Origin of the sequence: Arhodomonas sp. AD133 (genome assembly GCF_051195215.1) — a bacterium.
GTDB lineage: Bacteria > Pseudomonadota > Gammaproteobacteria > Nitrococcales > Nitrococcaceae > Arhodomonas.
Map to the genome: position 1 here is coordinate 23,836 of NZ_JBNAZM010000042.1, position 16,622 is coordinate 40,457.

Consider the following 16,622-nt stretch of genomic DNA (forward strand, 5'->3'; position numbering starts at 1 on the left):
CGGCGGCTTGCTGGCCGCAGGGCTCGTGTCGGGGAGGATGCCGCCTGTGACCGGGTATTCCCGTGGATCCGGTGCGTCGGGTCGACGGCCCGGTGGCGCCCTGCTGTTGCTGAACTCACTCACCGTCGGCGGGTCGGAAACGAAGGTCGTCGCCATCGCGAACGCGCTGTACCGAGCGGGGACACCCGTTCACATCGCCTACCTCAATGGCCCCGATTGTCTGCGAGCGCGCCTTGACCCTGCAATTCCCGTGATACCGCTCCATCGACAGGGGAAATTCTCGCCCAGCGCCGTGATGCGATTGGCGAAGTATGCCGCGGCGCACGGAATCGGCCGGATCGTCGCGGTCAACCTCCACCCGCTGGTATACGCTCATCTCGCCGCGCGCATTGTTGCCACCAAGCCGGCCGTCGTCGCCCTCGTGAATACCACGATTCACCGCAGCGCGCGCGATCGGGCGTTCATGCGCATCTACGCGCCCCTGCTCAGGCGCAGCACACGGGTCGTGTTCGGGAGCGAATCCCAGGCGGCGACTTGGGTCAGGGCCTATCGGCTGAGTCCTGATCGTTGCGTGAGCGTATTCAACGGCATCGATACCGATCATTTCGCCCCCGGGGGCGATTCGGCGTGTGCGCAGGCAGTGCGACGGGAGCTCGGGTTCCGCACAGACGATTTTGTTCTGGGTACCGTCGGTGCCATGCGCCCCGAAAAAGGTCATGCCGACCTCATCACGGCCGCATGTGAGATGCGTCGCCGCGGGTTGACGGTGCGCGTCCTGTTGGTCGGTGACGGGCCCTGTCGGCGCGAGCTCGAGCGCTACGCCCGGCAACGGGGCGTTGCCGAGGTCACCCGGTTCGTCGGACCAAGCGAGGATGTCAGGCCCTTCCTCTCAGCCATGGATGCATTCGTGTTGCCGTCGGTTGCTGTCGAGACGTTCTCGAACGCGGCGCTGGAGGCGATGGCGATGGCAAGGCCCGTCGTGCTCACCGACATCGGTGGAGCGAGGGAAATGGTCGTCGATGGCGCCAGTGGCCTGATCTACCCCGCCGGTGATGTAGAGGCCCTGATTCGCTCGCTGCACGCACTGGAATCGGACGCGACATACCGGGATTGCCTGGGCCGCGCGGCCAGGGCGCGCGTGTGCGAACGCTTTTCGTTCAAGCGGATGCTCAGGGATTACGAGCAGTGGGTATTCGACCACCGCGACATACCGGCCATGGCGATTTCATGACGCTTTCCACGGGACCAGGCGACTGAAGGGTGTGAACGGCCAATGAGCGCTGCAGGGCAAATACCGGATTCGCGGTTCGTATTCATTGTCGGCGTTGCCCGAACCGGGTCGAAGATTTACATGACCGTGCTCAACCGGCTCTCGGAAGTCGATATCGTCAACGAGCTTCACTACCTCGCGCCCCGGTTCATTCGCCGTGATTTCGTCACCACCGTGCAGCGTCGGCCGGGGACCCGGCTGGAGGCGTCTTCCCCCGGGGCGCTCGTCAACGAGATGTTCTCCGCGCCACTGAACGGTACGTTCTGGCAGCCGCGTTCTTCGGGGTCGCTGGAGCAGCGGATAACGGATTTGAACCGGGACACCCTGGTTCGGCGCCTCTCGACAGGCGCCACTAAGCCGGCGCGGGTGATGCGCGTACTGCTGGAAGAGCACGCGCGTGTCGCCGGCAAATCGAGGCCCGCGGACAAATTTCCCGTGGATATCAGCCGGGTGCCGACCCTCCTGGAGTGGTTCCCCGGGGCCAGCGTCATTCATCTCGTGCGCGACCCGAGGGCCATCTATTCATCGATGATCGCGCGTGATGTGCGCGTGTGCCGGGGAAACTGGCGTCAGCAGGCCGCCGCACGGTCCGGACGACTCGCCTACCTGGTGCACCAGTATCGACTGGCCGCGCGGGTGCACCGTCGGAACGCCGCGAACCCTGCCTATTACCTTTCCCGCTTCGAGGACCTGATCGCCAGGCCTTGCGAGAGCGTCCCGTTGCTGTGCGATTTCCTCGGGATCGAGGTGATGGCTGACATGTATCAGCCTCCGGGAAAAGACTCGTCGTTTCGCAAGGACGAGAGCACGGGATTTGATGTCGGCGCCGTCGATACCTGGCGCGAGTATCTGGATCGCCCCTCCCGCCGTCTAATAGAGACGCTCTTGAGCCGGGAGATGGCGATATTCGGTTATGACACGTTCACGCCCAGGAACCCGAGGAACGCGATCGATGGTATTTGACCCTGGACTGGACGGTGCGGTACCCGCGCAGGCAGGTGACGCGGGTGAGCGTCCGTTGAAGGTTCTGCTGCTGGTCCCGGACCCGAGCCTTGCCGGCGGTGTCGGCCAGTTCCTGCGAACCCAGCTCGAGCACCTTTCCGCCAGGACGTGTGCCGAGACCATGGTAATCGGCCGCCGCGGCACCGATCGGTGGAGCGTGCAGGCAGCGGTGCGGCCGCTCGCCGATTGCCTGCGTCTGGTGGTGCGTGCGTGGTTGGGCCGCTATGACCTTCTGCACGTCAATCCGTCCATGGCCTATCGCGCCGTCGTCAGGGATGGCCTGTTCCTGGCGGTCGCGCGCTTTGGCGGACTGCGCACGGCGGTGGTGTTCTTTCACGGCTGGGATCCACAGGTGGCTGACTGGATTGGCCGTTCGTGGTGGCGGCGGCGGATGTTTCGCGCCACCTATGGTCGTACGAGTCACGTCTTCGTGCTCGCGGAGTCGTTCAAGCAGCGCCTGATCGGCCTCGGCGTCAAACCGGCGAACGTGGAGGTTATAACCACGATGTTCGATGGCGCGGAGCTCGAGCGATGTGTCCGGCACGTCGCTCGCGCTCCGAATGCCCCCAGGCGCGTTCTGTTCCTCGCTCGTGTCGTGCTGGCAAAGGGCGTTCACGAGCTGCTGGACGCCTTCGTCCTGCTGCATCGCAGGCTCCCGTCGGTTGAGCTGGTGATAGCCGGTGACGGTCCGGAGCTCGACGCCGTCCGCGCACGGGTCCGGGACCTGGGGCTGGAAGACGTCGTTCAATGTCCCGGCTTCGTTTCCGGGTCCGAAAAGGCGCATTGGCTTGCCGCCTCAGACGTGTTCGTCCTGCCTACCTACCACCCCGAGGGCTGCCCTGTGGCGTTGCTCGAAGCCATGGCCGTGGGGCTTCCGGTGGTTGCCTCGAGCGTGGGCGGTATTCCCCACATCCTGGAGAATGGCGTCAACGGCGTCGTGCTCGAGGCCATTACCGCTGAGACCATTTGTTCGGCGCTAGAGGCGGTGCTCATGGACGATGACGTGCGTCGCAGAATCGGTGAGTGCAATCGACAGACGGCGTGGCGCCTGTATGAGGCGGGCGCGGTTACGGGAGCCATAGAAGTGCGCTATCGGGCGGCCATGGCGGTAGGCACCGAGAGACGTTCGAAACCGTCCAAAGGGGGCAGATCATGAAATGACCGAATCTGGAGGTCATCACTTCGCGAGAGGAGGAGTTGCGGTTGCTCTCCCGGGTCGTCAGGAACTACGGGGCATCGCACCCGCATATGAAGATACTCGAGGCGGGCTGCGGACGGCGGTGGTTGCTGGATCTGGACGATCTGAAATACACGCTGGTGGGTATTGACGTTGACGAGGACGCATTGAAAATCCGTATGGATGAGACAAAGGACCTGGATGACGCCATGGTCGGTGATCTGCGTGTCATTGATATTCCCGATGAGGAATACTACGTCATTTTCTGTTCCTTTGTCCTGGAGCATATCGACGGCGTGCAGGAAGTGTTGTCCAATTTCGTTCGTTGGGTGAAATCGGATGGTCTGATCATCATAAGAGTCCCTGACAGGCGTTCAGTGTTCGGGTTCGTGACCCGACACACGCCACTATGGTTCCACGTGCTTTATCGGCGGTTACTGGACGGGCGTAACCAGTCCGGCGTTCCGGGGTATGGGCCGTACCCGACTGTCTACGATAAAGTGCTATCGCCAGAGGGCATTCGTGAATTCTGCCTTGTGAATGATCTGGATATTCTCGGGGAGTACGGGATGGCAACGTTTCTCACCAAACAGACGGCAGGTGCCCGTGTCGAACGTGCGGCAGCGAGGCTGATTGGCACCTTGAGCATGGGCCGTCTCGCGGCGAGCCACTCGGGGCTCACGTATGTCATCAGAAAACGGCGCATCGTCACGGACGCATCCATCGGGGCCGACCGCGCGGCAACCGGCATTGTCTGATGTGATCGTGACCCGCGTTTGCAGAGGCTTGCGTCCTGATTTGTGCTGGCAACGCCAATGGCGCTGAGAAGCCCAGTCGGGGCGATAGACGACATTCACGATGAAGGTGGCACGACTCTATCAAGTGCGCTCTGTGACGCCGCTGGCGCGGTGTCGCCGGTAGTACATGCCCCACGTTGCCGGTGGTACGCGGCGTGAAGGTGTTCGAGCGTTTGTTCGCAAAGCGCCTCGACGGCAGGGGTTAGCGTAATGCTCGGCGATGTGATCGAAGACGCATTGATGAAACGAGCGCACCGCCCGCTCTGATCCAGCCCCAGGCGTGAGAAGACCCAGGCCAGTTCGCTCTCCGGGCTTCGGGCGAGTGTTTCGTAGTTCACGATAGTGATTCGGTCTGACTCACTGAGACGCTTTTCCACGAAAATCTGGTTTCTCGCCCACCATACGAGGCAGGAAAGGTCCATATCGGAAAGTTTTTGCGAGTATATGTCGCGCAAGACCTCCAGTGTGTAAGGCGACAACCCGTCCTCGAACCAACCGCCATTGCCACTGCCTGTGCATACCTGGCGAATGGCTTTCGTTGCATTCCCGAATTTCTTGAGTCGGGACAGTGCGACAGGTCTGAAATCCCGGTAAGCCCATATCGCTTTGCATGCCGGGAAATGCGTCAGGAAATCGTGGATTCTGTGGCTGTCACATATGGGTTTGAAGCAGCAGAACGCGGTCCTCGACGTTTGAATAAGTCCGTCGATTTTCTTGAAATCTCGTATCTGGAAGTCCTTGAAGGCGACGCTATTTCTGTGTTCGTCGAAAACCGTCGTGTCAGGGTGCATGTGAAATGCATACATGATCATCGACGTACCCGATCTCTGAGTGCCGAAGAGAAAGACCGGTGCCGCCCGGCGGCGTTGCTTGAACGGTTGTACGACACATTTCCTGGCGTCAGACAGGAAGACCGCTCTGCGTTGCCGGTCGAACAGGCGCTGAATCCTCATGCTGCAGTCTCCCGGACGGCGTGTGGTGGTGAGCACTGACCGCGCTCCGTGAAAGCGGTTGGCAGGCTCTCTATCAGAAGAGACTAATAGATATTTCCGCGCTTGCCCGTCGACCGCTGTCGGTCCAGGAACGTGACGGGCGTTTCTCGGGCGATGAGAGCGGCTGTCGGGGTGACGTAGCCCGGAGAGACGTGAGGTGGGGTTTGGAGATCGGCCGGGAGGGCGATGCCTCCCGGCCGCTATGCGCCTACTGAACCGTGATGTTCGTCGGCGGGTTCGGTGCCGCTGGCTCGTCAGTCGTGGTCGTGCCGTCGTCCGTGGTGCTTCGGCCTTCGACCTTGGCGGCATACTCGTGCAGCCACTCTTCGAGATTGGTGTAGCCGTCGCCGTCGCTGTCACCGCCGGGGTTGGACGGGAGGCTCAGGATACGCTGGTTCTTCGCGAGATCCGGCCAGCCACCGACCTCCGACTGGCTGTCGATGATGTGTCCCTTGCCATTGACCACCTCGTCGGCAATGCGCTGGTCCACACTGTCCCGGTCGGCTGGCCGGGCACCGGCATTGGCGACCACCCAGTCGAAGGCTTCGGAGGACGAGCGCGCGTTCAGGCCCGAGTTCCACGTCGGCGGCGAGGAGGCCTTGTACGTGCTGTCCAGGCTAGAGCCGATATCCACCGCGGACCAGGGGTCCTGGCCGTCATAGCTCGGGGTGATGTTGTCTTCGACGTATACCTTGGAGCCCGGCGTCATGTCGAGGCTGCTGCCGCGGCCGCGCATCTTGATGGCGGAACCTGAGGTGTCTACGCCCGCCTTGTAGTAGTTGCCGACCAGGCTGTTCAGGGTGACGATGCCGTCATCGCCCTGCAAATCCGTGCCCTTGTACTTCCAGTTGTAGACGACGTTGTTGACGAAAACGAGCTCGGCCACGCGTGACAGCGGGTTGCGCTCGGCGGCGTGTGCGAACAGGTTGTCCACCATCGTGATGCGGGTTTTCGAGGAAGGTCCGAACAGAGGGCCCTTGCTGTGCGCTCCTTTCGAGTGTAGCGAGTCGTCGAGCGCCTCCGAGAAGATGTTAGCCCGGAACGTAACGTCACCCGCATCCAGCCAGGTATTCGCCAGCTGATCGATGGACCAGCTAAACGAGTTGTGGTCGATAACGATATCCGTCAGGTCGTTGTCAGGGTGAGCGATACCGATCGGGTTCCGCCGGTCCGGGTCCGGTCCGTCCGGGTCATCGCCCGTGCGAAAGCGCAGGTGCTGGATGAGCACGTGGTTTGCCATGACCTTCAGGCCGGCGCCCCGAATGGTAATGCCGGGCGAGGGCGCTGTCTGCCCCGCGATGGTCAAGTAGGGGTTGCGAATCTTGAGCTTCTCGCTCAGGTGAATCGTTCCCGAGACTTCGAAGACGCACACGCGCGCCCCTGCGCCGTCGATACACTCCTTGAGGGATCCCGACCCCGAGTCGTTCAGGTTCGTGACGCGGTAAATGGCGCCGCCGCGACCTGCCGGTGTGTCCATGCCGAAGCCTGCAGCGCCGGGAACGACGGGCAGAGCGAAGGCTTCGGATAAGGGGATCAGCAGGCAAGCGATACCGAGGGAGAACTGCTTGAGCCGGTGCCCGAAACTTATTTTGGGAATGGCCATCAATGCCCTCCAGGTTGAAAATGGAGTCAATGGGCGTGTGCCGCATCCTGTTGTCGCAGGAAATTTTCAGAAGGGCGGGCGCCATCCTTTTCGCCGCGGACGTCGTTTCTCTTGTTGGTTAATGCACTAGCGTCAGCTCCTGATTGCCGGCACGCGAATATGCTTCTCTGCATATGATTTGGCGTGGACGATAATCCGATTGTGGTCTGTGACGAGTCCACGGCGCGCATTATACCGGCCGCCATTGAGACGTATGTGACGGGCATCACCCCGGTACGTGTGAAAGCCATCCCAGAAAAATTAATTGGGTCAATCATTTGTGTTGTCATTTGGCGACATGGAGGATTCCGTCGGGGGCGTTTTGGCTGGTGCGAAGCGGCACGGCACGAATTCGGGGGAGCCGACACAAGACCCCGAATGACTCGGGGTTCGTTGCCGGTTCGTGCCCTGGGGAAGGCGTGAGACAGGGCCTCACGTGGGGCGACCGCACCGCAGAGGTGTGTGCACCCGCCTGCGTCCTCGCGCCCCCGGTCATGCCGGTCCGACGAGCAGCGAGCCCCCGGGGCAGGGCAAGCCGGTGAGGGTATCGAGCCGTCCTCCCGGAAGGGGGCGAAACGTCCGTCCGCGTACGGTCCCGCCGAAGCGGTGGCGTGAAGGCTCATCCGGCACTCGCCCGATAGGTGCGGCGTCGACGGGTGCCCGCACGGGGTGACGCTCGGGGCGTCGGCTGCACCTGGGGGATGAGCGGTTATGTTCATACCAACACTGCGACGGAGTTTGTTCTATATTTAAAAGGAAGTAATGCTCATGTTTTGTGTGAATTGTGTCACACAAGACGCGTAAGGTCGGCAGTGGGCATATCGGGGCGAATAATCAACGGTTAAGGAGCTGTGGCCATATGGCGCGCCGGGCAACAGTGGACCTGTCGGTTGTGGTGCCGGTCTTCAACGAAGAGGACAGCGTGGCACCTTTGCACGAAGCGCTTATCGGCGCGCTGGAGCCGACCGGGCTCAATTACGAGATCCTCCTCGTCGACGACGGGAGCCGGGATCGGAGCCTGGAGCGTGCCATCGAGATCGCTCGCCGGGATGGGCGCGTGCGTGCCATCAAGCTGCGGCGCAATTACGGCCAGACGCCGGCCATGGAGGCGGGGATCCAGGAAGCGAGCGGACGCATCGTCGTCACCATGGATGGCGACCTGCAGAACGATCCGGTGGATATTCCACGCTTTCTCGAGAAAATCGACGAAGGTTACGACATCGTCGTGGGGTGGCGCCACGAACGCCAGGACAAGCTCCTGTCCCGAAAAGTACCTTCGCGAATAGCCAACTGGCTTATTGGCAAGGTTACGGGCGTCCCCATTAAGGACAACGGGTGTTCGCTCAAAGCATACCGCAGCTCCGTCATAAAGGCCGTCCCGCTGTACTCGGAAATGCACCGGTTCATACCCGCCATGTCGTCCACGGTGGGGTCGCGTATTGCCGAGATAAAAGTGAGGCATCACGCGCGCAGATTCGGTGAGTCGAAATACGGATTGTCGCGGGTCTATAAAGTGCTTTTGGACCTGCTCGTGATCAAAACGCTGATCTCTTTCGCCTATCAGCCAATGGTCTGGTTCTGTGCGCTGGCATTGCCGGCCGCGACGGCAGGCCTCGCCCTGCTGGTGTATTCACTGCTGAGCGCGATCGCCGGTGGCGGCGACTTTTCTCTGCCAGTGGCGGGTAGCGGTGTTTTGTTCTGTGCGCTTGCGATTTTCCTGTTTTTCGGAGGCGCGATCGGGGAGCTCGTCTCCCGGACCGCGCATGCGTCGATGTGGTCGACGGCACTGGTAACGGCAAAGGTTCGGCAACCGGAAATCGACGCGGCTGTCGACGGAAATCGGGGGTGAGGGCCATGGCAGACGGTCGGGAACAGTCATTCGGCAGCGTGTCCGTTGTCATTCCGGTATCGGACAGGTACGACGCCCCGGAGGCCCTCTATGAGGACTACCGCCGCGCGCTATCGTCGCTGAACGCCGAGCTCGAGTTCATTTACGTCATCGACGGCCAGCACGCGGCGGTCCAGCAATCGCTGCAAGCGCTCCAGGCCCGTGGTGAGCCGATTCGGATAATCAGCCTGGGCCGGCGGTTCGGTGAGGCGACGGCGCTATCGATCGGCTTCCGGCACTGTCATTCCGATGCGATCATCACGCTTCCGGCCTTTTATCAGGTCGATCCGTCGGATCTGCCCAAGGTTGTGGCCGGGCTGATGTCGGCCGATATGGTCACCGGGCGCCGCTGGCCGCGGCAGGACTCGCTGGTCAACCGTCTACAGACCCGGCTCTTTTTCTTTCTGGTCTGGTTTCTGACCCGTGCGAGCTTTCATGACCTCGGTTGCAACGTGCGTGGCTTGCGACGTCGGGTTTGTGATGAGGTCATGCTCTATGGAGATCAGCATCGCTTCCTGCCCGTGCTCGCGACGCATCAGGGGTTTCGGGTGACCGAGGTCGACCTCCGGCAGTCGAAACTCGATCGCTTCCGCCGCGTGTATGCCCCTGGCATCTATGTGCGGCGCGTGCTGGATCTGCTGACGGTTTTCTTCCTGGTGCGGTTCACCCGGAAACCGATGCGGTTCTTCGGCCTGCTGGGCACCGTCACGGCGGGTTTCGGGGGCTTGTACGTCGTCTACCTGGTCTTCGAGCGACTGTTTCTCGATGTCGCACTGGCGGATCGTCCCGCCTTGCTGCTCAGTTCCCTGTTGGTGGTTCTGGGAGTCCAGATCTTCGCGATGGGACTGATCGGCGAGCTCATCATCTTCACGCACGCCCGTCACCTGCAGGAGTATGCGATCGAGGCGATCGTCGATTCCGATGCCGAGCGCGACGAGCGGGATATACCGTCACTCGAGGACGCGGATAGCCGTGCCGGCACTACGAGCGTTTCGACGTGGGCGGTGTCACGGGAATGATTACATTGTAATGGGTGCAGCAGCGTCACGGAGCCGCGAGGTGGTCGTTGCTCGAAGCTGAAGAAGGCCGGTCCTGGCGGGCAATCGCAATCGGGCTGTCATTGGCCGTATTGGCGAGCTGCGCCCCGCTTCCGGATGTTACGGATACGCCGGACGAGGCCGGGGTCCCGACCCGGTTTCCCGAGGAGCCCGTAGGTGCGCCGCCGCGAGTGGCAACCGGGGATGCCAGGTTGTCCTGGGATGCGCCCAGAGCCCGCACTGACGGGGCCTGTCTGAGTGACCTGGCAGGGTTTCTGGTGCGTTGGGGAACCGATCCGGACCGGTTGACCCGGGCCAGGCGTATCCCGCTCCAGGGGGCTGATTGTGCTGCGACCGATCGTACCGTCACGTGCGGACAGGTGTTGCGCTGCACCCACATGGTGAAGGGGCTGACGCCGGCTACGTGGCATTTCGTGGTCCATGCGTACGATAGCCAATCGCGCCTGAGCGAGCCTTCCGGCATGGTCAGAAAGACGATTTCCCCGTCCCGGGGACCGGAGCCGCGATAACGGTGGATCGCGCGTGACGTGTCTGTATCGGGCTGCAACGGCCTGCTCGTCCGCTCGAGCCGATGACTATTGGCGCGAAAGGCGCCGAACGTCGCCTTCCTGCCCCGCATGTCCGGCTTCCGGTGGAGTCGGGTCAGGCAGTGCAATCACCACATGAGGCGATGCCTTGCGGGCGTCACGCCCGTTTGAGTTGCCGCCTGTCGACCAGAGTGCTGCCTCCGCCTTGTAAGCCAACCGTACTCGTCTATTCTTGGATTGAATGTTTAAAAATGTGACGTGAGACACAGCAAATAGAAGTGATCAATGATCAAGAGATCGCGAATCCGGAGTGGTTAACCGCTCCCGTGTCGTGGCGGACGGGGTGGGGGTCTAGGTGGCTGTAATCCTGGCGGTTGTGTATCGCTGCCACGCAGGGGCGTGGCCGGCTTTCATGGTCGTCGCATCAAGGGGCGTCCGGCGGGGAACCGTGGTATCGCACCACCCGGGTGAAGGGTGGTGTGGCACGGGTGTGCGTTCAGGTTGCCGTGTCGCCGCTGTGGGCAAGGCGCGCCGGGGTTGTAGGGCACGTTAGGGCAGGTACGGATCATGTACGAGGAGTTCTACGGCTTCCAGGGTGATCCCTTCCGGTTGACGCCGGATTCCCGGTTCTGTTTCGTGCATCGCAGTTTTCGCAAGGCGCGTGCCTACCTGGAGTACGGTATCCAGCGTGCGGAAGGCTTCGTCGTGGTCACGGGGGAGCCCGGCTCGGGGAAGACGACGCTGCTCGAGTATCTCCTCGCGGAATACGATCTCAGCGGGATAAACGTCATACGGTTGCTCACCGGGCGCCTGACCGGCGGTGAGCTGGTGCGTCTGTTGGCCTACGAGCTTGGCATAGACGCCCGCGGCCTGGACCAGGCCACATTGCTGCGCGAGTCGGTCCGTCACCTCGAGGCCGTGAGCCGTGAGGGTCGGCGTTCGGTGTTGATCGTCGATGAGGCCCAGGGGCTCTCCGAGGAGTCGCTGGAGGAGCTGCGCTCGCTCACCAATTTCCAGGACGGAGACCGTCCGCTGCTCCAGGTGTTCCTCCTGGGGCAGCCGAAGCTGCGCGAGTTACTCCAGCGGCCGTCGCTCGAGCAGCTTCAGCAGCGTTTGATTGCCGCCTGCCGGCTCGAGCCGTTGACCGTCGAAGAGACGCACGCCTACGTGGAGCATCGTTTGCGGCTCGTCGGCTGGCGGCCGGGGAAGCCTGCTATCGACGCCCGGCTCTACGGCGTGATCAACCGTGCCACCGGCGGTATTCCGCGTCGCGTCAACCACGTGATGTCACGGTTGTGCATGCACGGGTTCGTGGAGGCACGGCTGGCGCTCGGGCCCGAGGACATGCGTGCCGTGCTGGACGAGCTTCGCGATGACCATCTGTTGCCCTCGGGTTGCGATGTGGACTGGATGATGGCCCCTGCGAGAGCGGCCAGTGGCGTGGCGCCGTCGCCAGCCGGGCCGTCACGACCGGCGCCGAGGTCACCGCCGCGCGCGCGGTCGTCAGCACCCCCGCGGCGTGCTCCGCCGTCTCGGTCGGGGCCGGCTGCGGGGGCGGTCTCTGTCGGTGGTGGCGGTCCTCGAGCTGGTGGCGCGGTGCCGCGTTCGGGGTTGCGCTTTCATCACCCGGTCCAATGGGTGCTCGCGGCGGTGCTGGTCGTTCTCCTCGGTGGAGGAGGTGTGTGGTGGGCGGTCAACGGCAACGTCGCGGGTAACGGATGGGAGAGCTTCAAGGTGCCCGGGTGGCTGAGTCTGCCCGGGGCCGTCGAGTTGCAGCGCGGGGCGGAACCTGAACGTCGCGTGCCGGGTGCCGAACGCACTGTGCATCCGGGCTGAGGGCGCAGGCAGGAGGCGCTGGGTCACGGGTGTCGGGTGCGCGGGCGGGTTGCGGACAGAGCCGTTCCCGGAGGTGGCAGATGGCCAAGAGCGACGAGCCTTTGCTGGTTGTCGAGAACGACGCTGACTTGTGCAACCAGTTGCGCCGGTGTTTACGGGGGTATCGGGTGTTGTCGGCCAATGGTCCGGCGGAGGCGACGGAGACCATGCGCGCCGTCGAACCACCGGTCGTGTTGTTCGATCTCGGTCTGCCCGCGGGCCGAGGGGGTGCGGAACAGGGGGGCGCCGCGCTCGGCGAGATGCTCCGGCGCTGGCCCAGGGCCAAAGTGGTGGTCATTGCTGCCGGCGATGAACGTGAGTATGCGCTCAAGGCCGTTGATGACGGTGCCTACGACTTCTGTGAGAAGCCTCTGGAGATCGACGCGGTCAGGCAGGTTGTCGCGCGCGCCCGCAAGCTCTACCAGATCGAGGAAGAGAATCGTCGGCTGGTGCGTGCCTCCCTTACCCCTTTGCCGGGCATCATCGCCACGTCGCCGGCGATGCTCGAGGTCTGTCGTCTGATCGAGCGCCTCGCTCGGGTCAGCGCGACGGTGTTGCTTCTCGGAGAGAGCGGCACTGGCAAGGAAGTGCTCGCCCGTGCCCTGCACGCGCTCGGCCCGCGGGCGGACCGCCGTTTCGTGGCGATCAACTGCGCCTCCATTCCCGAGAGCCTGCTCGAGAGCGAGCTGTTCGGTTACGAGCGCGGCGCGTTTACCGGGGCTATACGGCGGAACACCGGCCGGATCGAGTACGCTGACGGCGGTACGCTGTTTCTCGATGAGGTGGCGGATCTGCCGCTGCCGCTCCAGGGTAAGCTCCTGCGTTTTCTCCAGGAGCGTGTGGTCGAGCGGCTCGGCGGCCGGGGGGAAATCCCCGTGGACGTGCGCGTGGTCGCTGCCACGCACGATGACCTCGAAGCAATGATCGCCGCCGGCACGTTTCGCGAGGATCTCTACTACCGCCTCTGCGAGATCTCTGTGCGGATACCGCCGCTGCGCGAACGCTCGGGGGATGCCGCTTTGCTCGCCCATACACTTCTGCGCCAGTACGCCCGCAGCGATGGCCGTGTGGTGACCGGTTTCACTGTGGACGCTCTCGCCGCGATCGATGCGTACGCGTGGCCGGGCAACGTCCGCGAGCTGGAGAACGTTGTGCGCCGTGCGGTGATTCTTGCTGAAGACCGGGAGGTGAGCGCATCCCATCTGGGGCTCGACGCCGCCGACGACGGCGCCGGTCGTCCATTGCGGTTACGCGATGCGCGCAATGAGGCGGAGCGCGCCACCGTGGCCCGAGCTCTGGGGTTGGCGAACGGCAACATTGTGCGCGCTGCGGAGCTGCTCGGCGTGAGCCGGCCAACCGTGTACGCGCTGCTCAACAAGTTCGGCATGAGGGCGGGGTGCGAGTAAAGGAAACGCGCACGGGCGCGTGATCAATGGTTGTGCCGGGTGGCAGCGTGAGCTGCGGCGCGGGTAGTGGCGTGTAATCGATGCGCCTTCGACAAAAGGGGGTGTTCCCCGGGGAGGGCCGAAGAAATGGCGGTATCGGTGGCTCATCGGCTTGGCCCCGTGCTCTGTGTGGTGGGGGCGCGGCCAAATTTCATGAAGATGGCGCCGTTGCTGGATGCCTTCGCGAACGCGCCGTCATCGATTCCCTATCGTCTGGTCCACACCGGGCAGCACTACGACGTCTCGATGAATGAGCAGCACTTCCGGGCACTGGACCTGCCGCATCCGGCGGTGTGTCTCGAGGTCGGCGGCGGCAGTCATGCCGTGCAGACCGCGGAAATAATGCGGCGGTTCGAGCCGGTGATCGCCGCGGAGGCGCCGTCGGCCGTGCTCGTGGTGGGGGACGTCAACTCCACACTCGCCTGTGCCCTGGTTGCCGCCAAGCTCGGTGTGCCGGTGATTCATGTGGAGGCGGGCTTGCGCAGTTTCGACCGGCGTATGCCCGAAGAGGTCAACCGGGTGCTTACCGATCAGATCGCCGAGTTGCTGTTCACCACGGAAGTGGCAGCCGGTGACAATCTCGTGCGCGAGGGCGTCGATGCCGCGCATGTCTATTTCGTTGGCAACGTGATGATCGACTCGCTTCATCGTTGCTTGCCGTTGGCCGTGCCGGCCGCGGATACCCTGGCCGAGTCCGGCCGTGCGCCGCCGCCCGCGTACGGGCTGGTGACCCTGCATCGGCCTTCCAATGTGGACGATCCGGTGGTCCTCGCCCGACTCCTCGACGCGCTCGTTGACTGCAGCGATCAGTTGCCCCTCGTATGGCCTTTGCATCCGCGAACCCATGCGCAGCTCGAGGCGATGAACCTCATGCCGCAGCTCGACCGGCCCGGGCTCCACGTTCTACCGCCGGTGGACTATCGCCGCATGCTGGGATTGCTGCGTCAGGCGCGCCTGGTATTGACCGATTCCGGTGGCCTGCAGGAAGAGAGTACAGCTCTCGGCATTCCCTGTTTCACGCTGCGGGAGAACACCGAGCGGCCGGTGACCGTCACCGAGGGTACGAACACCGTGGTGGGTACCGACACCGGCGCAATCCGCGACGGCGTGGCCGCGGTGCTGGCGGATCACGGCAAGCGAGGCCGGATTCCTGCCGGCTGGGACGGCAGGGCGGCTACGCGTATCGCAGAGGTTCTGCAGCGTTGGCTCGCGGCGCGCTATCGTGATGTGGCCTGAGGCGCCTGCGCTCAGGGGGTGGCGTTGATGCGGTAGATCGCGCCGCGGTAGTCATCGGAGACGAGCAGCGCGCCGTCTGGCATCACCTGTACGTCCACCGGGCGTCCCCATATGTCGCCGTTGTCGAGCAGCCAGCCCGAGGCGAAGGGCATGTACGCGTCGCCTTCCCCGGCGAGCGCCGCGTGTGGGTCGACCCGCATGACGCGGTAGCCGATGCGCTCGCTCCGGTTCCACGAGCCGTGCTCGGCAATGTAGATGTGTCCGCGGTAGCGCTCGGGGAAGGCGTCGCCGTCGTAGAAGCGCATGCCGAGAGCGGCGACGTGTGGGCCCAGCTTCTGGATCGGTGGCACGTAATCCGCGCACACGCCGGCGTTGCCGTAATCCGGGTCCGGGAGATCGCCGCCGTGACAGTACGGGAAGCCGAAGTGCTGTCCCGCGGTGGTGAGACGATTGAGCTCGTCCGGCGGGCGATTGTCGCCGAGAAGGTCGCGGCCATTGTCCGTGAACCAGAGTTGCCCGGACTCCGGGTGCCAGTCGAAACCGACGGAATTGCGCACCCCGCGGGCGATTATCGTTTGCTCGCCCGTCGCGGGGTCGACCCGGCGTAGCTGGCCGTATTCCTCGCAGACGTTGCAGGGGGCGCCGAGCGCCACGTAAAGGGCGCCCTGCGGCCCTGCTGCCAGGTATCGCCAGCCGTGGTGGCCGTAATCGGGCAGTTCGGTGACCGGTTCCGGTTGCGGTGGCTCGTCGAGTCGCGATTCGATATCGGCCAGGCGAACGATGCGGTCGATGAGCGCGACGTAGAGATCGCCGTCGACGAATGCCACGCCGTTGGGAGACTTCTCGGCGCCCTCGATCAGGCGCACCTGGGCATCGCTGCGGCCGTCGCCATCGCGGTCCTGCAGCGCGTAGACGTTACCGGCGCCGCGGCTGCCGACGAATACCGTGCCCTCGTCGCCGAGGGTCATGCTGCGGGCCCCGGGGACGCTCGGTGCGAACACCCCGATATCGAAGCCCGCGGGGAGTTCGATCCGCGTGAGTCGCCCCTCGTCGGCACCGTTACAGGCATTGGCGAGGAGCGCGAGGCCGATGAACATGACGAGCCCGACCGGTCCGCCGTGCCGCTGTATCGAGATGGTCGCCATAATCTCCCCTGTCAGAGGGCTTGACGCACGCCCCGCAGTATGTAGAATTTCGCGACCTGACGCGATGATCGCAGCCTCGGCGCGGATCGCGGCATACAAGTTATCCGGAGGGATACCCAAGCGGCCAACGGGGGCAGACTGTAAATCTGCTGGCACAGCCTTCGGAGGTTCGAATCCTCCTCCCTCCACCAGACAAGATAGCGCGGGAGCGGCGCGCCGGTTCTACGCGGGTGTAGTTCAATGGTAGAACCTCAGCCTTCCAAGCTGATGACGTGGGTTCGATTCCCATCACCCGCTCCAGTTTGGGCTCCCGTGTCGGGAGTGCAGAGTGACCTGGCCCATGTAGCTCAGGGGTAGAGCACGTCCTTGGTAAGGACGAGGTCACCGGTTCAAATCCGGTCATGGGCTCCATCTTCAAGTCTTGCCGAATGGCCCCTGGTTATTATTCCGACGCCCGCTGGTAGTCAGCTCGAGAACGAACGGGAGACAACGCCGTGTCCAAGGAGAAGTTTGAGCGCACGAAGCCGCACGTGAACGTGGGGACGATTGGTCACGTTGACCACGGCAA

At 63.5% G+C, this 16,622-nt stretch carries 12 protein-coding genes and 3 tRNA genes; 12 read left to right on the forward strand and 3 right to left on the reverse strand.

Annotation, left to right across the window (positions count from 1 at the left end):
• Nucleotides 1-37: 37 nt before the first annotated feature.
• Genes ACPEES_RS18335 through ACPEES_RS18350 form a run of 4 tightly spaced genes read left to right on the forward strand, consistent with a single transcriptional unit; the run spans nucleotide 38 to nucleotide 4,207 of the window.
• Complete coding sequence (locus ACPEES_RS18335) at nucleotides 38-1,231, forward strand: glycosyltransferase (RefSeq protein WP_435105038.1); 1,194 nt, start codon at nucleotides 38-40, stop codon at nucleotides 1,229-1,231.
• Between the two features lie 42 nt (nucleotides 1,232-1,273).
• Nucleotides 1,274-2,233: a sulfotransferase gene (locus tag ACPEES_RS18340; protein ID WP_435105039.1), complete on the forward strand. Its 960-nt coding sequence runs from the start codon at nucleotides 1,274-1,276 to the stop codon at nucleotides 2,231-2,233.
• Nucleotides 2,223-3,428: a glycosyltransferase family 4 protein gene (locus tag ACPEES_RS18345; protein ID WP_435105040.1), complete on the forward strand. Its 1,206-nt coding sequence runs from the start codon at nucleotides 2,223-2,225 to the stop codon at nucleotides 3,426-3,428. The genes ACPEES_RS18340 and ACPEES_RS18345 overlap by 11 nt, the downstream gene beginning before the upstream one ends.
• A 47-nt stretch (nucleotides 3,429-3,475) precedes the next feature.
• A complete protein-coding gene (locus ACPEES_RS18350) occupies nucleotides 3,476-4,207 on the forward strand; it encodes a class I SAM-dependent methyltransferase (RefSeq protein WP_435105041.1) in 732 nt (243 codons plus the stop codon).
• A gap of 95 nt (nucleotides 4,208-4,302) precedes the next feature.
• Here ACPEES_RS18350 and ACPEES_RS18355 read toward each other — a convergent pair whose 3' ends face one another.
• Both ACPEES_RS18355 and ACPEES_RS18360 read right to left on the reverse strand, forming a co-directional pair.
• On the reverse strand, nucleotides 4,303-5,199 hold the full coding sequence (locus tag ACPEES_RS18355; RefSeq protein WP_435105042.1) for a sulfotransferase domain-containing protein: 897 nt from the start codon (nucleotides 5,197-5,199) through the stop codon (nucleotides 4,303-4,305).
• A gap of 247 nt (nucleotides 5,200-5,446) precedes the next feature.
• A complete protein-coding gene (locus ACPEES_RS18360) occupies nucleotides 5,447-6,841 on the reverse strand; it encodes a pectate lyase family protein (protein ID WP_435105044.1) in 1,395 nt (464 codons plus the stop codon).
• A gap of 898 nt (nucleotides 6,842-7,739) precedes the next feature.
• Here ACPEES_RS18360 and ACPEES_RS18365 point away from each other — a divergent pair.
• From ACPEES_RS18365 to wecB, 5 genes are all read left to right on the forward strand, one after another.
• Nucleotides 7,740-8,729 (forward strand): glycosyltransferase family 2 protein, encoded by a 990-nt coding sequence (locus ACPEES_RS18365; protein WP_435105045.1) that lies wholly within the window; start codon nucleotides 7,740-7,742, stop codon nucleotides 8,727-8,729.
• Nucleotides 8,730-8,734: 5 nt separating this feature from the next.
• Complete coding sequence (locus ACPEES_RS18370; RefSeq protein ID WP_435105046.1) at nucleotides 8,735-9,787, forward strand: glycosyltransferase; 1,053 nt, start codon at nucleotides 8,735-8,737, stop codon at nucleotides 9,785-9,787.
• A 1,133-nt stretch (nucleotides 9,788-10,920) separates the two neighbouring features.
• On the forward strand, nucleotides 10,921-12,189 hold the full coding sequence (locus ACPEES_RS18375) for an ExeA family protein (RefSeq protein ID WP_435105047.1): 1,269 nt from the start codon (nucleotides 10,921-10,923) through the stop codon (nucleotides 12,187-12,189).
• A gap of 80 nt (nucleotides 12,190-12,269) precedes the next feature.
• Nucleotides 12,270-13,634, forward strand: coding sequence for a PEP-CTERM-box response regulator transcription factor (gene prsR, locus ACPEES_RS18380; protein ID WP_435105049.1), 1,365 nt, complete (start codon nucleotides 12,270-12,272; stop codon nucleotides 13,632-13,634).
• Nucleotides 13,635-13,760: 126 nt separating this feature from the next.
• A complete protein-coding gene (gene wecB, locus ACPEES_RS18385; protein ID WP_435105050.1) occupies nucleotides 13,761-14,909 on the forward strand; it encodes a non-hydrolyzing UDP-N-acetylglucosamine 2-epimerase in 1,149 nt (382 codons plus the stop codon).
• A gap of 11 nt (nucleotides 14,910-14,920) precedes the next feature.
• Here the strand turns inward: wecB and ACPEES_RS18390 are convergent, their stop codons facing one another.
• The gene (locus tag ACPEES_RS18390) at nucleotides 14,921-16,054 is read right to left on the reverse strand and encodes a PQQ-dependent sugar dehydrogenase (RefSeq protein WP_435105051.1); all 1,134 of its coding nucleotides are present in this window, start codon (nucleotides 16,052-16,054) and stop codon (nucleotides 14,921-14,923) included.
• A gap of 106 nt (nucleotides 16,055-16,160) precedes the next feature.
• Between ACPEES_RS18390 and ACPEES_RS18395 the strand changes: the two genes are divergently transcribed.
• The 3 genes from ACPEES_RS18395 to ACPEES_RS18405 all read left to right on the forward strand — a co-directional run bounded on the left by ACPEES_RS18395 (nucleotide 16,161) and on the right by ACPEES_RS18405 (nucleotide 16,465).
• A tRNA-Tyr gene (locus tag ACPEES_RS18395) sits at nucleotides 16,161-16,245 on the forward strand.
• Nucleotides 16,246-16,280: 35 nt separating this feature from the next.
• Nucleotides 16,281-16,354: transfer RNA gene (locus ACPEES_RS18400), tRNA-Gly, on the forward strand.
• A 36-nt stretch (nucleotides 16,355-16,390) separates the two neighbouring features.
• Nucleotides 16,391-16,465, forward strand: a tRNA-Thr gene (locus ACPEES_RS18405).
• Nucleotides 16,466-16,622: the final 157 nt, after the last annotated feature.